The sequence below is a fragment of the Vibrio sp. V38_P2S17PM301 genome (genome assembly GCF_009904845.1).
Lineage (GTDB): Bacteria > Pseudomonadota > Gammaproteobacteria > Enterobacterales > Vibrionaceae > Vibrio > Vibrio proteolyticus.
This window is the reverse complement of the sequence record NZ_WXWO01000031.1, coordinates 52,354-70,886: the sequence shown is the minus strand read 5'-3', so window position 1 is coordinate 70,886 and position 18,533 is coordinate 52,354. Positions and strand designations below refer to the sequence as shown.

Here is an 18,533-nt window from a genome sequence, read left to right as displayed (position 1 = left end):
GAAATAATTATGGAGAGTCATCATGAATATGTTTAGAGAATTGGTATTACCAAAAGGAGCTTCTATACCAAACAGAATTGCTAAGTCTGCATGAGTATTCTGTTTCATTGCAGTAATTATTTGAATTCGGAGAAGTATTATCATTTGAACATCCTCCTAATAAAGCAGTAATAGGCAACAGATTTGTTGTCTATTTAATAATTTATCTTTATAGGAAATTACGAGATGAAAGAACTATTAACAGCTACGACATTTGTCGCTGCTCGTTTCTCTCCAACACCTTTCTGATTCGGCGTTTCAAATAGAGGTTCAGTTCTTCAATTTGGGATACGAAAAGTTATTCAGAGACAGCTAAATTAGAAATCTCTCTGGCTCAGAAATGTCCAAAATGTGTTTGTGTAGATTCTCCGTCACAGTTACTGCATGAGATGCTGTGAGAGTGCATCGCAATGAACACGTTGATAAGGTGTTGTGTCGCACTTAAGCCCTGGACAACCTAAATACTTTGACCGAATATTCTGGCAAGCGTGATTTTAACGCTTCTAATCGCTTGCCTAAATTGAGGTTTCCCCCTCTTCTTTTAGCGAGTTTTATTGCTCATTTGCATCTTGTTAATAGCAATTTTCCTGAACATATATAATGTGTCTCAAAGCAGTTGTCTATCCTGGCTTATAACATTGGCTCTGGTTCACAAGCGTACGCTAAGTTAGAGAAAGAGGGCACAACGCAAATGGGGAATCGAATGCGAGTGCTTCACTCGGCAAGGGCACTCTGAGTGTGTGGGAAGTACATGGCTCTAATATCGCGCCCACTGAGTAGCTGAAAATTTCTAGGTTTGGTGGCATCTCTGTTGTACAAGGTACTGAGCTTAATTTAATTCAGCGATATCGATATAACAAAAATTCGGAATAAAAAGGCCGCGCAATGACACATCATTGGCGGCTTTTTATATACGATTAGCCTTTTGAGTTCTCAGATACGTCGACAGAGAAGTCTTTTTCAGCGATGGTTTGGTTGTTCAGTTTTACTGCCACAGTCCATTTACCGGCCACCAGTTCTTGATTGGACTCAAATTGCCACATCACGTAGTTTTGACGACCAAAATACAGTGTATCGTTCCAGCTGCTGGACGTTGAACCATTAATAGCTGGATGAGTGACTTCGATGACGACTGGCAGGCTACTTTCTACCGTCGCTTGTGTAGAGCCAGCGCTGAGTTTGATCGTTTGCGTTGCTTTGTAACGGAAACCAAAGAACTGACCTATTTTCGCCGTTACAGTGTCAGAGTCGTCCTGGAAGCTGTAACCCACAACCTGATTATTATTTACGATCGGCGTAGCCTGGCCAAATTGATTGATCAGAGCGGTGGCTGCTGCGTTAGTTTTCGTTTGTTGCTCCTGAGTGGATTGCGTTTCAAAGGTAGATGTACAACCACCCAGCAGAGTTAAAATAGAAAGTAAGCAAATTACTGACGTTTTATTGTGAATCATCGTTGTTCCTTTTAGCTCATATCAAACGAGATTTTTGTTTATGTGAATAATAGATTGAAAACGGTTAAACAGTATATAAATCCATATAAAATAAGACAATTAACAACAGAAAATATTTTCTTCTTCGAGTGAAGCTGTCCCGCTGTCACCAGCACATACCTATCTGATAGAAAGGTAATTCTTACCTTGTTTATTGAAAAGGGAATAGTCTTCAACTAATTGATTTTAATTTGTTTTTTAAGGTTCTCCTAATGCTAATCTTTCCGTGAATAGTCACAAGTTGATGCTATAATTGTTGCATATGGTGATGACTGAGAACGTAATGATGAGCAATGTTGAGCCAAGTACAGACTACCGACCAAGCAAAAGACTCAATGCAGAAGATATAGTTATTGTAGTGATCATCGTTACTACTTTACTCTTGGCGCTAATATCAACGGCTTTATGGTTTCTCGAAGATCCTATACTTATCCCACCTCCAATTATTGCGATTTTTTTGGGTATTGCTGTCGCCGCAGTATTATATCGATTTTTAGGGGGAGTCAGTGACGCAACATTTAAAGTTGGCGCACTCAGAGTTACTGGAGCCGCAGCGATATTAATTTTCGTTGCGTGGTGGGCTGACGGTAAGTTGGAAGCAAACAAACCAATGCCAGCCGTAGTGCCTTTTGATTTAACTAAACATTCAATTCCAGAAGTGGCGACTTGGTTTGCTGTAGATAAAGAAACAGGTCGGCCCATCAAAGTTACCTTCCCGCCGTTTAATCAAACACATGAACCTCCCCAAATGGCCGAAATTAATGGGAAGAGGAGGAAAAACGTTTTAGCTTTGAACAAAGAAGGGGAGTTGATTATTGTTAAGTCAAATGAAAGTGAGGGTAGAGTTTTAGGCTCAGTAGATGTAAATGAAATCAATAAGCTCGATTTCTACGATACATTTTCTCTTCAATTAAAGTCATATAGGGTCGTGTCATTTGGACCAAATGATAAAGTAGATATCAATAAGGATCTTCCATTCATTCTCGAGTCAAGAGGATTTTACGATAACTATAGTAATATTTACGTGATTGATAAGACAACGAACGAAGATGTAAAAGAGCTAAATATGTATCTAAGGGAAGCGAAAGTCATTGAGTTTCTTAATCGATATTACCTAATTAGTGTTGTTCAGGTTAACCATGAAAGTTCTTCGGTAGATCCTTACGCCAAAATCTATGTGGCCGAAATATTGGTCAGTCATGATGACAAGTTATAGGCTTTCCACCTAACGTAGGAGGTGCCCAACAACAATAGTTTCCAAACCTTTGAGTAAACAGGATCCTGTTCAACGCTTAGAGGTGAGCCGCTTACACAAAGCGGGACGCTGAGCTATTCCAATGCTGAATTGCTCCGGTGATGGTCTCAGCAGCAATTTCAGAGACGCTGTCTCAGTGATACTGCATTTTCATGTCGATTGTGGTTAGTATTCTAGCCAGACACAGAATGGTTGTTTGTGCTTTTGTATAAGATGTGTGTCCCCCGCACGATGGCTTGTGGTGCGGGGGAGCGAGTGCAGTTTCAACTAGAGATCAAAACGATCCGCGTTCATGACTTTACCCCAGGCGACAACAAAATCTTCGACAAATTTATCTAAGTTGTCGTCTTGAGCATACAGTTCCGCGTAAGCTCTGAGTATTGAGTTGGAGCCAAATACCAGATCAACACGTGTTGCTGTCCATTGAACGTCACCGGTACTGCGGCTGCGAATTTCATAGAGATTATCACCAACCGGCTCCCACGTGTAATTCATGTCGGTCAGGTTGATAAAGAAATCATTTGTGAGCTGTCCGACTCGGTCGGTCAACACGCCGTGTTTGCTGCCGTCATAGTTGGTGCCAAGCACACGCATTCCGCCAATCAGAACCGTCATTTCTGCGGCCGTTAAACCCATTAACTGAGTGCGGTCTAACAGCATCTCTTCTGGCGTTACCGCATAGCTCTGTTTTAGCCAGTTACGGTAACCATCGTGCAGCGGCTCGAGAACTTCGAAGGACTCTACATCTGTCATTGCTTGCGTGGTATCACCGCGTCCAGGAGAAAACGGCACCGTTATAGGAATACCTGCGGCCTTGGCGGCCTGCTCAATACCCACGTTGCCTGCCAGTACAATGACGTCTGCCAAGCTCACACCGTTCTCACTGGCGATGCGTTCCATCACTGGTAATACCCTAGACAGGCGGTCTGGCTCGTTACCTTGCCAGTCTTTTTGAGGTGCGAGACGAATCCGGGCACCATTTGCGCCGCCGCGTTTATCGGATTGACGGAAGGTACGTGCGCTGTCCCATGCTGTTGAGACCATGTCACCGATCGACAGTCCACTGGCGGCAATTTTTTCTTTGACTGCGTCTACGTTGTAGTCCGTATTTCCTTGGGGAGCCGGATCTTGCCAGATCAGATCTTCTTGAGGTACTTCCGGGCCAATATATCGGGCTTTTGGCCCCATGTCTCTGTGTGTTAACTTGAACCACGCACGGGCGAAAGTATCGGCAAAGTACGCTGGATCTTGCTGAAAGCGCTCCGAGATTTTGCGATATTCAGGGTCCATCTTCATCGCCATATCAGCGTCGGTCATGATTGGGTTGTGTCGCACCGACGGGTTTTCCGGGTCGACGGGTTTGTCCTCTTCTTTGATATTGACAGGCTCCCATTGCGAAGCGCCTGCGGGGCTTTTATTTAATTCCCAGTCGTAGTCAAGAAGCAGATGGAAATAGCCGTTGTCCCATTGAGTGGGATGCGTGGTCCAGGCGCCTTCGAGACCACTGGTGACCGCATTGCTGCCAACACCGCGAGTGGTTTTGTTTAGCCAGCCCAGACCTTGATCTTGAATGTCTGCACCTTCAGGCTCTGGCCCCAGATTGGCCGGGTTGCCGTTACCGTGCGCTTTCCCGACGGTATGGCCACCAGCAGTAAGCGCGACCGTCTCTTCATCGTTCATTGCCATGCGGGCGAACGTGATACGAACATCGTGTGCGGTTTTGAGCGGATCGGGTTGACCATCGACGCCTTCAGGATTGACGTAAATTAAGCCCATCATTACGGCGGCAAGTGGGTTTTCCAGATCTCTTTCACCTGAGTAGCGGCTATGCGGATTGTCTGTCGGGGCTAACCATTCTCTCTCTGAGCCCCAATAGGTGTCTTTTTCTGGATGCCAGATATCGTCACGACCAAATCCAAAACCGAACGTTTTTAACCCCATGGATTCGTATGCGATTGTTCCGGCGTAGGCGATCAAATCTGCCCAACTGAGTTTATTGCCGTATTTCTTTTTGATTGGCCAAAGTATGCGACGGGCTTTGTCTAGGTTGGCATTGTCTGGCCATGAATTGAGGGGAGCAAAACGAAGGTTACCGGTGCCCGCGCCGCCGCGTCCATCGGCGATTCGATAAGTCCCCGCAGCATGCCAGGACATGCGAATCATTAGTCCGCCGTAATGGCCCCAGTCTGCCGGCCACCAAGGCTGGCTATCGGTCATTAAGGCGATCAGATCCTGCTTCAATGCTGCAAAGTCGAGTTTTTTAACTTCTTCCCGGTAATCAAAGTCATGCGACATCGGATTCGTTTTGATATCGTGCTGGTGCAAGATGTCGAGGTTGAGGGACTTGGGCCACCAGTTTTTTTCAGTTCGATCCTGAGTGGTCATGGATCCATGCATTACCGGACATTGGCCAGCGGAATGCGCTTTTTCCTGTGACATGTGTATTCTCCCATTATTGGCGATGTGCGAGTGCTAGTCGGTACAACTGGTGAACAACACGGGCATAAGGTACGAGTCTGTACGGTTAACAAGATTAGATACATCCTTTTATGGTTGTGGATGCCAGTTATTTTTGTAAAGAACGTAACATCCAGGCGGTTTTCTCATGGATTCGCATTCTATCGGACACCAACGCAATGCTGGACTCATCATCGGCCTGCTGCGCAAGCTTTAGAACATGACGAGCGGTTTTCACTACGTGTTCATGGTTTCGGGTAAGGATGTCGATCATTTCCGTTGAGCTGGGTACGCCTTCGACTTCTCTGATGGCGCTTAACTGCTCGAAGTCTCGGAAAGTACCGGGAGCTGGCACATCCAGTGTGCGGATTCGCTCCGCGATGTCATCTACCGCAGTCGCAAGCTCTGTATACTGTTCTTCGAACATCAGATGCAGTTCTCTGAAATTCGGACCTTCCACATTCCAATGAAAATTATGCGTTTGTAGGTAGAGAGTGTAAGAATCTGCGAGAAGGCGCTTTAATCCTTCGGCTGTACTCAGTCGATGCTCTCTGTCAATCCCGATATTAATGTGTGTCATGTTCACTCCCTTTAATACCGCTCAGTGCTGTTATTTACTAAGTGCTACAAAAAGTATTGAGTACATGCAGTGATTTGTAAAAATGATAAAAATGAATGTTACGTTCGAAAATTTAGATGGCTGAGCGAACCTTGTGGAACTGATGCGCGCGTGTTCAATGTTGTTTCCTGCAGCGATTGGTATGGTGGTTAAGTGAGAGATTGTTTGGCGATACGAGAGAGCACCTCCAAGCTGGTCACATCCGCGTAATTGGGACGAAAGGCCAGTGCGATGCGACGATGTGGCCCGGGCTCATTAAGATGAACGGTCGATAATACCGGATAGTGTGTCACCAGTTGCTCTAATGCCATTTCCGGGATCAACGTCGTCCCCATGCCGCTCATTACCATCTGAATCAAGGTATTGAGGCTAGTTGCTCGGTATTCCTGATTGGCCGTTTGCTCAGAGAGCCGGCACGCGTCAAGGATATGATCTTTCAAGCAGTGGCCCTCTTTCAGCAGCATCAGGTTGGTATCCTGAAGCTCTTCGGACGCGATGTCAGTTTGGTCTGTGTGTTTTTCACCTTCCAGTGCAACCCAGTAAAAGTCTTCTTGCCAAAACTCCAAGGTGAGCAAGCCATCACAAGGGTAGGGAATGGCCAGCACTGCGGCATCGATTTCACCACTGTGTACCATGTCCACCAACACGTGTGATTGCTCTTCTACAATATCAATTTTGGCGTTTGGATACTGTTTTTTGAGCGTGAGTAAAAGTTTAGGCAGCAGGTAGGGAGCGATGGTCGGAATCATGCCAACAGAAAGCGGAAAACAGAAGGGTTGGCTGTGATCGAGATGTGTCATATCTTCAAGTTGAAGCATGATGTTTGATGCTTTGTCGAGCACCTCTCGGCCGATCGGTGTAACGAGCACTTTCTTATTGTCGCGTTCAAAAATCTTAATGCCAAGCTGTTTTTCAAGCTCACTGATGCCCGTGCTTAATGTGGATTGACGAACATGACAGAGTTCGGCCGCTTTGCGAAAATGCAGAGTCTTCGAAACGGCCAAAGCATACGTTAATTGTTTAATGGATAGCATGCGGCCCGCCTGTCGGTATGATTTCGTTCCTTCATCAAAGTTATTTTAGATGATTGAAACGCGTTTATTTGGTGCTGCCGAGCAAAATCGATGGGTACCTACCATCCTTCGGCACGACACCGTTTTTCAATATCTAGCGCAACGAGTTGGACTTCGTGCTCAAGGTAATGCGTGGAGCTTGCCATTTGCAGCATATCTTCAACAAAATGATCAGGGCGGATCATGCGGAGTGTGCTTTCGTTTTTACAAATGAAATCGACGCACGGTGAGCCGTGGGCATCGCAGTACTCAACGATATACGTGGCGGCAGTTTGGCGGTTGAGCTGCTGATTGAGTTCGAGCATCCAGTTGAGGTACTGTTCCCCAAGCCAGCTGGAATAGTGCTGGTTAAAGTAGCGTTTGAGCGATTGGTAATTGAAATTGTCAGATCGTCGATACGTAATTTGTGAGCGGGTGGGTTGCTCATCGTCAGACGGGAAGTACAGCTCAGAGGGCAACTGGTAAGGGTAGCGCTCTTCTATCCAGGTATCGATGGCCGATTTGACGTGATTGAGAATGTAGTGGAGTGCACTGTAAAGCCGACCATAAACAAGTTGGGATTGATAATATAGCCGCAAGTGTTCCCCGTTGTACTGATTGATGTAATTTTGCGGGATCTTACAATTTAGGCTGGAGTCATTGACTCGCTTAAAACTGGTTGGAGGAATATCGTTATGCATCAGCCAATGTTGATGTTCTCGCCAAAACGCGATATCCATCGCCAAAAGATCTGGCCAAATTGTTACACCGAGTTGGGCGCGCATTGGATCGCTCAGCGAAAGAAAATCAGCACCTTCACCATGCAATTTTTGCAATTCGCTGTTGAGCTGGTAGATGGTTTCGGGCGCGGCTTGCTGCCAGAGGCGCTGCTTTTCTTCGTTACTCTTGCTTTCTGAGTACCCTGGCAGATAACGTTCATAAAGTTGTTGTTTCAACATCACTACTCTCTGAAAAGGTATCTGTTGTTACCAAGTATATACGTTTAAATGGTACGCGTAGTTCTTTCGTGTGGGAGAGCGCGTTAGTTAGAGGGTGAAAATAAGCACTGACTTGAAGCGACTCAGCCAGACAAAAGAAGCCTTCACCGCAGTATGCGCGGCGAAATTTACAATGTCTGACTGATGGTCAAGATCTTTTCTCTCAACCAGCGGTGTGCCAGATCGGCGTTCATTCTTGGGTGCCAGAACATTGAAATGGTGATGGAGGGGAGGTTAAACGGCAGTGCAAAGCTATGCATGTTTTTCCTCAGGCTTTCCGTATGCTTTGCCGGAACGGTGGCGATAAAAGGTGTGCTTCGTGCTAATGCGACCGCGCTGCTATAGCTGCCAACCAATGCGCGAACATCAAGTTCATCTTCTGGTTTATCTAACAACGAGGCTAAGTGATGGCCGCGTTGACCGTTACGACACACGCCAATGTGACCCGCTTGCAGATACGATTTTTGTGTAATGGTGTTCCTGCTCAGGGAGTGACCTTTTTGAACCACGCCGATGAATTCGTCATCAAACATTCTTTGCACAATCAGCTCGGGATGAGACAACTCGCTGAGTTTACCCGTCTCAATATCGACCGAGCCATCTCTCAGGCTATTACCTTGGGCGGTTGCGTGAGAGAGAAAACGGATCCGAATACCGGGCGCTTCTTCGGCAATGGATTGGATCAGTGTGCCGCCGATACTTTCCACAAATCCATCGCTGGTTAAGAGTGTGAAGGTACGTTCGATCTCTCCGATGTGTAACGAGGTCACGGGTCTGAGTACCTCTTCAACCTCTGAACTTATTCGGGCCACCTGAGCCTGAATCTCCAGTGCACGTGGCGAGGGAACCAGCCCTCGGCCTGCTCGCACTAGAACAGGATCGTCCATCGTGTCACGCAAACGCGCCAAGGTCCGGCTCATTGCTGACTGACTCAAGTTCATTCGTCTGGCGGCGCGAGCAACATTTCGCTCTTCAAGAAGTACTTTCAGTGCCGGGATTAGATTTAAATCGATGTCTTTCATTATTCAGAGTGTGGCGTTCTGTGCATTTTATAAGTGTAGTTCATGCGTGTTCCGCCATTCAATGCTGGTGGATAAAATTGATCGAAACTTAGGTGACGAACAAAAGGAACGCCCATGAAAGCCAACATATCTAAACTTGAACAGCCCGATACATTACCATTTGGTAAACGACTGGCGCTCTGCGGTCTGGCGATGGTTGTGCTGTTATCTTCCTTCAATATCAGTGTGGTTAACGTGGCATTACCAGATCTTGCGAACACGTTTTCGGTGGCGATGTCCGGAGTTCAGTGGCTAACCATCAGCTATTTGCTGGCGATGACATTGTTGATGCCTGTTGCGGGAATGTTAGGAGACAGGTTCGGAAGAAAATCACTGGTACTAAAAGGATTAGGGATTTTTCTTGTCGGGACCGTAGGCTGTGTTTTGTCGGACAACCTCGTTCTTTTGATTGCCGCACGCGCTATTCAAGGCGTAGGGGCTGCATTGCTGATGAGCTTGGCGATGAGTTTTGTCAGCGATCTGGTTCCGTCGTCGAAAATGGGATCCGTTATGGGTTTGCTGGGCACTACTTCTGCAGTGGGTACTGCACTGGGACCTGTGTTGGGCGGTGTACTGATCAGTCATTTTCACTGGAATACGATATTTTACGTAAGTGTGCCAGTTGGAATCTTGGCTTATGTGCTGCTGAGTCGCTTATTACCCCATTCCGCCTCAGAAGTTCCGAGTACATCCATTGCTGCTTCTTGGGTTATTCAACTGCAACAAAATCATCACCTTTTACGTAGTTGCATGGCCAATTTTTTGGTTTCGGCGGTGATCATGTCTACGATGGTTGTTGGTCCTTTTTATCTAAGTAACGGGTTGCAACTGAGCCCCGAAAAAGTAGGGCTCCTGATGGCAATTGGCCCTATCGTTGCTGCGATAGCTGGTGCTCCGGCTGGTCAGTTAACTGACCGAAAAGGCGCTGCATTCGTTATTTGTGCTGGCCTTATCAGTATGATAGTTGGCTGCTTGTCCATCGCGCTGAGCGCCCAATCGACGTCAACACTAGGGTACATGGCATCGTTGGTCCTTATCACTGCTGGATATGCGATGTTCCAAGCTGCGAATAACACCGCGGTTATGAAAAATGTCAAAAAGAGCAACAAAGGCATTACTTCTGCTCTGCTTAATTTTTCGCGAAACTCAGGTTTAATGACCGGAGCTTCAGTGATGGGGTGGGTCTATATGACGGCCGCTGTTCGCATATATGGTGAACAAAATTCATCTATTTTCGGCTTTACGATTACATTTTTATTAGCGTCAGGGCTTGTAGCATTCGCAATGGTAGGAATCTTTATGAGGAAGAGAAGTAGTACAGATGGAGACTAAATTCGCGATACGCGTATTTCCAAAAATTATTATTTGAAATAACAATAAGAATGTAATTGTTAATTATGTTTGAAACTTGTTGCATAATATTTTTGTTTTTGTAGAATTCTTCCGTAAATCAGTTGTATGGAACTTTAATTGAGGTGTAAATGGAAGTTTTTGATGTTGCTATTGTTGGATTTGGAGCTACTGGTGTTGGGCTTCTAAATGAAATTCAAAATGAGATTTTTACTAAGCGAGACTTAAAGCCCACTATTGCAATATTTAACCAAAAAGACAGTTTTGCGAAAGGCAAAGCCTTTGGAGATGCCGATAGTGTTCATATTGTAAATACTCCACCAGACCTAATGTCACCCTCATCTGTAGAGCCAAATAGCTTTAGTCGGTGGTTGATTGAAACGGATAGTGTTAGGTCTAAGTGGCCCTCAAGAATTACTTTTGCAAAATATTTAGAATACGTATATCAGGATATTAAAAAATCAAATTTACTTTCTGTTAGAGAATTTAAGTCTGAAGTTGCATCAATTAATAAAACTAATGGTTTCTTAAATGTGACCATGATAAATGGCAGCACTATTAAAGCTCGTGAAGTGGTTTTATGTTTAGGTTCCTTGAACTCGTCAAATTTTAATTGTATTTCGAAATTCTCGGGATTCATCAGACATTACTCAGAGTTTGAACGTTACAGACCTGAAGAAATAATTGTTGCTGGCACAGGGCTAACTGCAGTAGATGCGTTCCGTAAAATAGAAAAGAACGGAAAAGCAAAAATACATATGTTTTCGCGTAGTGGACTTGCACCTACTTGCTTGAGTGAGTTTAATCAATATATTCCCAAGCACCTAACTTGGAATTCATTGATCCGACAAAAAAACCTATCGCCTTTAAAGTCTTTTATAAAATTATTATTGGCTGAGCATCGTTTATTACAAAATAAAAGTGAGTTCAAGCCTGCTCAAAAATTACTTAAATCTGGAAAGCAATGTGAATACTTTAATTATTTAGAAGAGCGAGCTAATAACGCAGATCTCCCCTGGCAAGATGTACTTGTTTCTACTCGGTATTGGTTCCATAAGTTTTGGAAGGCTATGAGTTTAGAAGAGAAGGCAGAGTTTGTTTCTCGTTTTGGATCTCTTTGGGCTGCATGGCGTCATCCCATACCGTTGAGTTCATTTTCTCAAATGAAACGTGCTGTAACTGAAGGAAGGCTCAATTTTTATAAATCACTAAGAGCTCCAGATTATGAAGCTGGGAGATTTAATGTGTTGACATCAGGAAAAACTTTGAACTCGGAAGTATTTTGGGATGCCACCGGTGGTAGCCCAATAATCAGAAAGTCGGAGAGTGGTTTATTGAAACAAATGATCTTAGAAGGTTATGCTGAATCTCATCCTTGTGGAGGAATTTCGGTTGACCCAAATACTTTTGAGGTTATTGTTCAAGGTGAAAATATAAATGGTCTTTATAGCATAGGCCCCTTGAATCGAGGTGTGTTGTTTTCCACTAATGCTTTTTGGTTCAATGCTCAATGTTCCGAAAAGTGGGCTCATCAATGGACCAAGCGCATTAAGCCAGAAGAATTCAACAGTAAAAGGATTATCTACTCGTGATAACACTACTACCATTTTTATATTTAATAATTGGCTTTGTTGCTGGGAAGAGTTCGGTAAATATAAAAAAAACATCTTCCTTGCTTCTAACAAAGTTTGTCATTCCTTTGGTTATTATTTGGAATGTGTCTCTATATATTGAACAGATGGTATGGGTTATAGGGATAACAATTTTAGTAATGTTGGTTATTTTTTTTATTCAGGATTTCTTTAGTAAAAATTCAATTAAAAGTTTATGCTCCTGTTATCTTAATATTGGATGGTTAGGTCTTCCAATATCGCAAGCATTGCTAGGAGAAGATGCAGCAAGGTTTGTTCTGGCTGCATATATAGGAAGTTCTATTTTTGGAAACTCATTGGGTTCTAACTTTTTAACGAATGAAAAAATATCGATTATTAAAGTGCTTTCTTCTCCACCAGTAGTTGCACTAAGTATTGGTTGCCTTCTTATTCCATATGGTCCTTTTATTGAGACATATGCTTACTACATTTATTTTGTGTGTAAAATATTGATGAGCTTTCTGGGTATGATGATTCTTGGAATATGGTTATCAGAGGTAAATCTAAGTTTAAGTGATTTTTCTAGGTATACAATAACTTACTTTAACAGAATTTTTATATTTTATATTTTAGTAGTTATCGCTATGTCTTTAAGTCATATCTTTGGATTCGAAGTTCTTTATCACCAACTTTCCTGGTTGTTCTTAATCTGTCTTCTTCCTCCAGCAGCCAATATTATTGTATTGGAAACATATTATCTCGGAACAGGAAGCAGTGCAGTGAGAATTTCAATTGAAACCATTGTAAGCATATTGTCAATATCTATATATGGCATGATTATATATTCAATGGGGTTATGAAAGTTCAATTCGGCGTTCGTATAGACGCCGTTTATCTTCCTCGTCAAGTACCGAAAGTGACAAGCATCGCAGATCTTGTTGATAGTACAAGTCTAGAACTTTATCTACGAATACTCTGAAGAACTGCTTAGGATATTCTGGACATCGAAGTCCATTCATATAGATCCGAGTTAGATATAAATAGATCTCAATCCTTGGTCAAGCATGGTGAAATTCTAAGGTCTTAATGGTACTGTACTGAACAGTTTTATTAGAGTCAGATTTTGTTATGCGTACTTCTACACAGCAGAAAAGAACCCGAATTATTGAAGTGGCGACGGAGCTTTTCATTGAGCAGGGTTACAAAGACACCTCGCTGGATCAAATTATCGCGATTTGTGGTGGTTCTAAACAGACACTATATCGTTATTTTTCGAACAAAGAAGGGTTATTTGTTGAGGTCTTGGCACACAATACGAAAACCAGTTTGGAGTCGGCTTTTCGGTTGTTCGAGCGGCAAAACGAATCGTTGCAGGGGACGTTAGAAGATTTTGCCGGGAAGTATCTGAGAGGTATCTGCTCGAATCCGATCTTATCGTTGTATCGCATTATCTCTGCGGATTTTAACAAGCATGATTCTGTGCCAAATCAGTTTTGGCAGGATGGCCCGGTTCGCATCCATCAGTATTTGATTGAGTTTCTGAAAACCGACACAGTTAGCCAGCATTTGGACATTGAGGATGCGGATCTGGCGTGCGCACAGCTTCTCGCTTTGATTAAGTTGGATTATCAGAACATGGCGTTACTGGGGTTTGAGTTTCTGAGCGATGAGCAGTTGAATTGTCATGTAAGTAAAGCGGTGAAGGCATTTCTGGCGCTCTATCAACGCGAGAAATAGTAAAAGGGAGCGATTCGCTCCCTTTTACTATTTCTGAGTATGGGCGTAACCTTCCTATCTTTACCGCATGTTTGATTCTTTCTTGGCTACCAGTTTCTTGCCCACGAGCAGAATAGGGGCGAGCACCAGTATTGATACGATGAACATAATCAGCGAATTGTTCAATGCTAATGTTATGGTTTGCTCTTTCACTACACCATGAATTTGACTCATACCAAGAGCCTGTTGAGGCAGATATCCATTGGTGAGTAGCTCACTATTCAGTGCGTGTTGGTAGGCGGAGAAGCTTTGGCTGGATGCCTCCAGAGTTCTTCCCAGCTCTCCTGAGGCCTGAGCACTATGTTGTTGAGTTACACGTGATAAAAATGCGCCGCCAATCACACCACCCATGGTACGAAACAGATAGAAATTGGCGATGCCTTCCAGGCGATCATCCGCATTAAAGTACATCAATACTGCTATCGTTACTGATACGTTGAGCATTCCAACGCCAAAGCCACGCAGTAGCATTGGCAAAGGCAAGGATTCCGCACCGGCATAGCTTGGCAACTCACTGAACTGTTTTACGGATATCAGGATCATCAACACACCGAAGGGGACTACAGCATCAGCAAGCTGACGTCGAAAGTAGTAAACCAGAACACTCACCAGCATCCCTGCTACCATCGCGACGAAAGAGGGCAGCAGGGCGTGTCCTGCACTGAGCGCGTTGTAGTGGAGCGCCTTTTTAAGAAAGTTAGAAAACAGCGCGGAGCTTGCCATCACAGCAAACCCGGCCAGAAAAGCGTTGTACATAAACACATTCGTTTTGAATCTGGCGTGTATCTGCATGGAGGCCGTATTCTGGTGACGGTGTCTGACGAGTAGGTATACGACTAATAGAATTAAAGCAGCGGTGATGGCCGCTAAATGCGCAAATTGTACAGAGTCGAACCAGTTGTAAAAGCCGCCGCGCATGAGTAGGTAAATGGTCAGACTGATTGCGGCGGTGGCAGGGACATAAAATAGCGCCCCCGATTTCTTTTTGGTTTTGAGCGTCACGGATATGGGCTTAAACAGGCTGAGGATGATCAGTGCTGAGAAATACAGCCATGATGCCAACACGCAAAACAGTGACCAATTGAATTGTTCCAGGACATCTGCCACCAACCAGGGATACGCTCCCATTGGAAGCAACGTTGAGAACAGTAAGGTCAACGCAATGATGGCCGGCATCCAACGTGCGTCAAAGGTGTGGAGTAAAAGCAAGTTGATCGTAACCAACATTATACTCATGGAAAAGCCGGCGCATACCCAAGTCAGCCAAAACAGTCCAGGAAGTGGCATTGGTAAATACAACACAATGTTGCAGGCCAGCCCGCCTCCCAGCGCAAACATTAAAAGGCGGTACGCACCAAAGTGCCGAACTAAGAGTGGAGAAAACAGATAACCGAGGACTTGAGCGATCATCATTGCGATTTTAACGCGGTCTGTTTCATCCAAAGAGAGCCTGAATGTTACCGCCATTTCGTGAGACATTTCAGTGAACATTACGGAGTTAATGCCAAACGCTGCCAAAGCAAACAGAGCCAGAAGTAGCAAAGGGGTTCGATTTTTCATCGGCGTTTAACCTTACTCAGAGATATCAATGGAAACTTCCGCGGAAAGGCCCGGATAAATACGTTGTTTCAGTGATTCCGGGATATCCAGTTCAATACGCACGGGCACTCGCTGCACGACTTTCACAAAGTTACCGGTCGCGTTTTGTGGCGGTAGTAAGCTGAATTGTGCTCCGGTTGCTGGCGTAATGGAGGTGACTCGCCCACGCAGTGGCTTGTCGGGATACATGTCTAACGTTACTTCAACGCCTTGCCCAGGCAAAACATGTTCCAGTTGGGTTTCTTTGAAGTTCGCTTCCACCCAAATGTAGTCTGGGACCATCACGATCAGCCCCATTCCGGGTTGGACGAGCTTACCTACCTGTACTTGTCTGTCGGCAATAAATCCGTCAAAAGGCGCTTGGATGATGGTGCGTTCTAATGCGATGTTTGCCAAACGCAGGTTAGCTTCAGCCTGTTGCTTCTGCGCAGTGAGTTGCTGCTTATTGACCAACAACGCTTCGTACTGCTTTTGCTCGGCGGTAACCGCCAGTTTGGCTGTTTCCAGACGACTGTTGGCTTCAATGGCGCGTGTTTTTTGCGCTTCGTATTGGTTCTTGCTTACCGACTGCTTTTGTACGAGACGAGACAATCGTTTGAACTCGGCCATTTGGTGGCGGGCGTTAGCATCAGCACTGTGGATTGTCTGCTGTGCTTGTTCGATCTTTACCAGTTGCATCTCGGTTTTTGTCTGATTCGCGCTTAGCGCGGTATTGGCGACCTCCAGCGCAGAGCGCGCAATTTGTTGATTCGCAACAAAGTCTTCATCGTCAATAGAAAATAGGGGATCGCCTTTGCTGACCCACTGATTGTCCTCGACAAAAAGTTGGCTGACTTGGCCACCGACCTCTGGTGATATCGCGGTGACATCGGAGTGAATGTACGCATTATCGGTGTTCACTATGTTGGGTTGATAGAACGCTATTCCGGCAGTAATGAGTGAACCGACAATGAGTGAGAGTGCGATAACTTTTTTCTTCATTTGGAGAACCTGAATTAAATAACTCCGACAAACTGTACTGTACGGTACAGTTTTAGTAAAGTGACTTTTGATCATTCTGGAGGAGAAGATCCACAAGATGGTGAGTTCGAAAGGTTGATGTGTAAGGCAGGTGAGGGAGGGTTATTTAGAGCAATTTATTGAAAAAACGTAGCGAAAAGGGAAAGGCCTGCAGGCTGTGACTGAAGCATTGGTCACGGAGGTCGGTGGCTACGCAAGCACAACGCCCGCCGAGTTGGCGGGCGTTGTGACTCTGTTTTATGCCACTTCGGGGACGGGTTTGTGGATTTCGTCCAGCGGATCGGGCTCTTTTTTGACGGGAGCAATCTGACCTTCTTCAACGGCATGTTGGTAGCAGCCGCTGAGTTTAATGGCCAAGTACATATCGGCCCGCAGAATCACACCACTTTCACCGACGGGGACACCGCTTAGCTCGCACCACTGACGCAGACTACGCTTTCGTCCGGCCAGGATCAGTCGTATTCCTTTTTTGCGCAGGATACTTTGAACATCCGACAGCATGGCCATCACGCTCAAATCGAGGTGAGTAAAGCTGGCCACGGCGTCAATGATGACGCACCCAGTATCGGCTCTATTTTGTTCCGCCTGCTCCAGGATGCGACGTTTGAAATATGGCGCATTAAAGTAAGTCAGGGGGGAGTTAAAGCGGAAAATAACGATGCCCGGGATCGGAGTGGCTTTGCCTGAATCATCGATCGTGCGGATGGTGCCAGCATCGTCCAGCCCGAGCATTTGGTCGCTCGGTCGCATCACCACACGGATAAACTGAAACAGGCCAAGGAGCACGGCCAGAGTAATGCCCGGGATAACGCCGATCACCAGCACAGAGACAAAGGTGATGGTGGCAAGAATAAACGCATCTTTATCGCGCTTTCTGAGCGACCAGATGCCTTTCAGGTCGAGCAGAGATGTCGAGGCAATAATCAACACCACACCGAGCGCCGCGATAGGGATGTATTGCAACGGTTGATAGATAAATATCGCAACCAGAGCAATAACAACCGCTGCAATGATTTGGACCAGTTGTGATTTGCCTCCGTTGGCATCGTTCACGGCGGTGCGGGAATCAGCGCCACTGATCGCAAATCCTTGCGAAAACGCCGAGGCCAGATTGGCAAACCCGAGAGCGCGGAACTCCCTGTCAGCATCGATATCGTACCCGTTTTTAGCAGCGAAACTGCGTGCGGTGAGCATCATACTGACGAAACTGACCAGAGCCAGGTTGAGTGCGGGCATGACCAGCTCTCGACTGACACCGATATCAAAAATCGGTGCCTGAAAAATAGGTAAGCCTCCTTCTATCGCGCCGACCACTTGCACGCCCATGGTATCCAGTTGCGTTGACCAAACCAAAAACGTCGCAACGATAATGGCGATCATCGCCGCAGGCCAGTTTGGTCGGTAACGTTTGGAAGCAAAGTAGATGGCGGTAGTCACCAGAGTGATCATCAGCGTTTGCCAGTGCACATCCAGCAGCAAAGAGGGCGCTTCAATTAACCGCTCAAGCAAGTAACGCTGTTCAAAATTCAATCCAGAGACCTTAGCAAACTGGCCGACAATGATCGTGAGCGCCACACCGTTGAGTAGACCTAGCAGAATGGGGCGTGACAGGAAGTCAGCGAGAATGCCGAGTTTAAAACGACTCGCCAGTACGCACCACAGACCTGTCATGGCGGTCATGGTCATGACCAATTGCCAGTGTTTGGTGGCGTCACCGGCCGCTAGAGGTGTGACGACGGCTGCGATAACTGCACAGGTTGCGGCATCCGGTCCAACAATCAACTGACGGGAAGTACCGAATAACGCATACACCATCATCGGCAGGATACAAGAGTAGAGGCCGACGATGGCCGATACGCCAGTCAGCTGCGCGTAGGCAATGGCGACGGGCAGTGCGACGGCCACGACGGAAAATGCCGCGCGCACATCGTCTTTTAACCACTTCCGTTCATAGTGTTTAAGTTGATAGAGTCCGGGCATCCACTGCTGCAACAACAACGCCGTTTTCAATTCTGCTAATCCTTATCCAATTAGATGAATGCACAAAGTATGATTTAAGCATAACTCAAGATTCACAAAGGCAGATAGCTAATTTACTGATTCCTAAATGGTAAGTTTCAAACGTGTCGCGAGCGTGATAATCAGCATGGTGATTGACGAGCGTACAGTGTTAGAGTGAACACAGGTATAAGCACAACGTAGCTGATTGAAAAGGAAGACAAACC

General features: G+C 45.5%; 14 protein-coding genes. 5 read left to right on the top strand and 9 right to left on the bottom strand.

Translation table 11 applies throughout. From position 1 onward, the window contains the following. Nucleotides 1-956: 956 nt before the first annotated feature. Complete coding sequence (locus CAG64_RS07520) at nt 957-1,490, bottom strand: DUF3859 domain-containing protein (protein WP_161489293.1); 534 nt, start codon at nt 1,488-1,490, stop codon at nt 957-959. Between the two features lie 322 nt (nt 1,491-1,812). Here CAG64_RS07520 and CAG64_RS07515 point away from each other — a divergent pair, with 322 nt between their 5' ends. Further along, entirely contained in the window at nt 1,813-2,745 is a 933-nt protein-coding gene (locus CAG64_RS07515) for a hypothetical protein (RefSeq protein ID WP_161457928.1), read from the top strand. A gap of 306 nt (nt 2,746-3,051) precedes the next feature. On the opposite strand, the gene katG is transcribed toward CAG64_RS07515, so the two are convergent. The 5 genes from katG to CAG64_RS07490 all read right to left on the bottom strand — a co-directional run bounded on the left by katG (nt 3,052) and on the right by CAG64_RS07490 (nt 8,932). Continuing rightward, on the bottom strand, nt 3,052-5,223 hold the full coding sequence (katG, locus tag CAG64_RS07510) for a catalase/peroxidase HPI (protein WP_161457929.1): 2,172 nt from the start codon (nt 5,221-5,223) through the stop codon (nt 3,052-3,054). A gap of 127 nt (nt 5,224-5,350) precedes the next feature. Further along, nucleotides 5,351-5,821 carry a Dps family protein gene (locus tag CAG64_RS07505; RefSeq protein WP_161457930.1) on the bottom strand — a complete coding sequence of 157 codons (471 nt, stop codon included), beginning with the start codon at nt 5,819-5,821 and terminating at the stop codon, nt 5,351-5,353. A gap of 188 nt (nt 5,822-6,009) precedes the next feature. Then, nucleotides 6,010-6,894, bottom strand: coding sequence for a hydrogen peroxide-inducible genes activator (locus CAG64_RS07500; protein WP_161457931.1), 885 nt, complete (start codon nt 6,892-6,894; stop codon nt 6,010-6,012). 98 nt (nt 6,895-6,992) lie between these two features. Continuing rightward, the gene (locus tag CAG64_RS07495) at nt 6,993-7,871 is read right to left on the bottom strand and encodes a hypothetical protein (RefSeq protein WP_161457932.1); all 879 of its coding nucleotides are present in this window, start codon (nt 7,869-7,871) and stop codon (nt 6,993-6,995) included. Between the two features lie 167 nt (nt 7,872-8,038). Continuing rightward, nucleotides 8,039-8,932, bottom strand: a complete 894-nt coding sequence (locus CAG64_RS07490; RefSeq protein ID WP_161457933.1) for a LysR family transcriptional regulator — start codon at nt 8,930-8,932, stop codon at nt 8,039-8,041. Nucleotides 8,933-9,046: 114 nt separating this feature from the next. Here CAG64_RS07490 and CAG64_RS07485 point away from each other — a divergent pair, with 114 nt between their 5' ends. The 4 genes from CAG64_RS07485 to CAG64_RS07470 all read left to right on the top strand — a co-directional run bounded on the left by CAG64_RS07485 (nt 9,047) and on the right by CAG64_RS07470 (nt 13,650). After that, nucleotides 9,047-10,303, top strand: coding sequence for an MFS transporter (locus CAG64_RS07485; RefSeq protein ID WP_161489292.1), 1,257 nt, complete (start codon nt 9,047-9,049; stop codon nt 10,301-10,303). Nucleotides 10,304-10,452: 149 nt separating this feature from the next. Next, nucleotides 10,453-11,913: an FAD/NAD(P)-binding protein gene (locus CAG64_RS07480; protein ID WP_161489291.1), complete on the top strand. Its 1,461-nt coding sequence runs from the start codon at nt 10,453-10,455 to the stop codon at nt 11,911-11,913. Then, a complete protein-coding gene (locus CAG64_RS07475) occupies nt 11,910-12,773 on the top strand; it encodes a permease (protein ID WP_161489290.1) in 864 nt (287 codons plus the stop codon). Before CAG64_RS07480 ends, CAG64_RS07475 begins: the two co-directional genes overlap by 4 nt. Before the next feature lie 268 nt (nt 12,774-13,041). Then, on the top strand, nt 13,042-13,650 hold the full coding sequence (locus CAG64_RS07470; RefSeq protein WP_161488974.1) for a TetR/AcrR family transcriptional regulator: 609 nt from the start codon (nt 13,042-13,044) through the stop codon (nt 13,648-13,650). A gap of 60 nt (nt 13,651-13,710) precedes the next feature. Here the strand turns inward: CAG64_RS07470 and CAG64_RS07465 are convergent, their stop codons facing one another. The 3 genes from CAG64_RS07465 to CAG64_RS07455 form a co-directional block, all read right to left on the bottom strand. Continuing rightward, nucleotides 13,711-15,249, bottom strand: a complete 1,539-nt coding sequence (locus CAG64_RS07465; protein ID WP_161488973.1) for an MFS transporter — start codon at nt 15,247-15,249, stop codon at nt 13,711-13,713. Between the two features lie 12 nt (nt 15,250-15,261). After that, nucleotides 15,262-16,269: an HlyD family secretion protein gene (locus CAG64_RS07460; protein ID WP_161488972.1), complete on the bottom strand. Its 1,008-nt coding sequence runs from the start codon at nt 16,267-16,269 to the stop codon at nt 15,262-15,264. 276 nt (nt 16,270-16,545) lie between these two features. Further along, nucleotides 16,546-18,288, bottom strand: a complete 1,743-nt coding sequence (locus CAG64_RS07455) for a SulP family inorganic anion transporter (protein WP_161488976.1) — start codon at nt 18,286-18,288, stop codon at nt 16,546-16,548. Nucleotides 18,289-18,533: the final 245 nt, after the last annotated feature.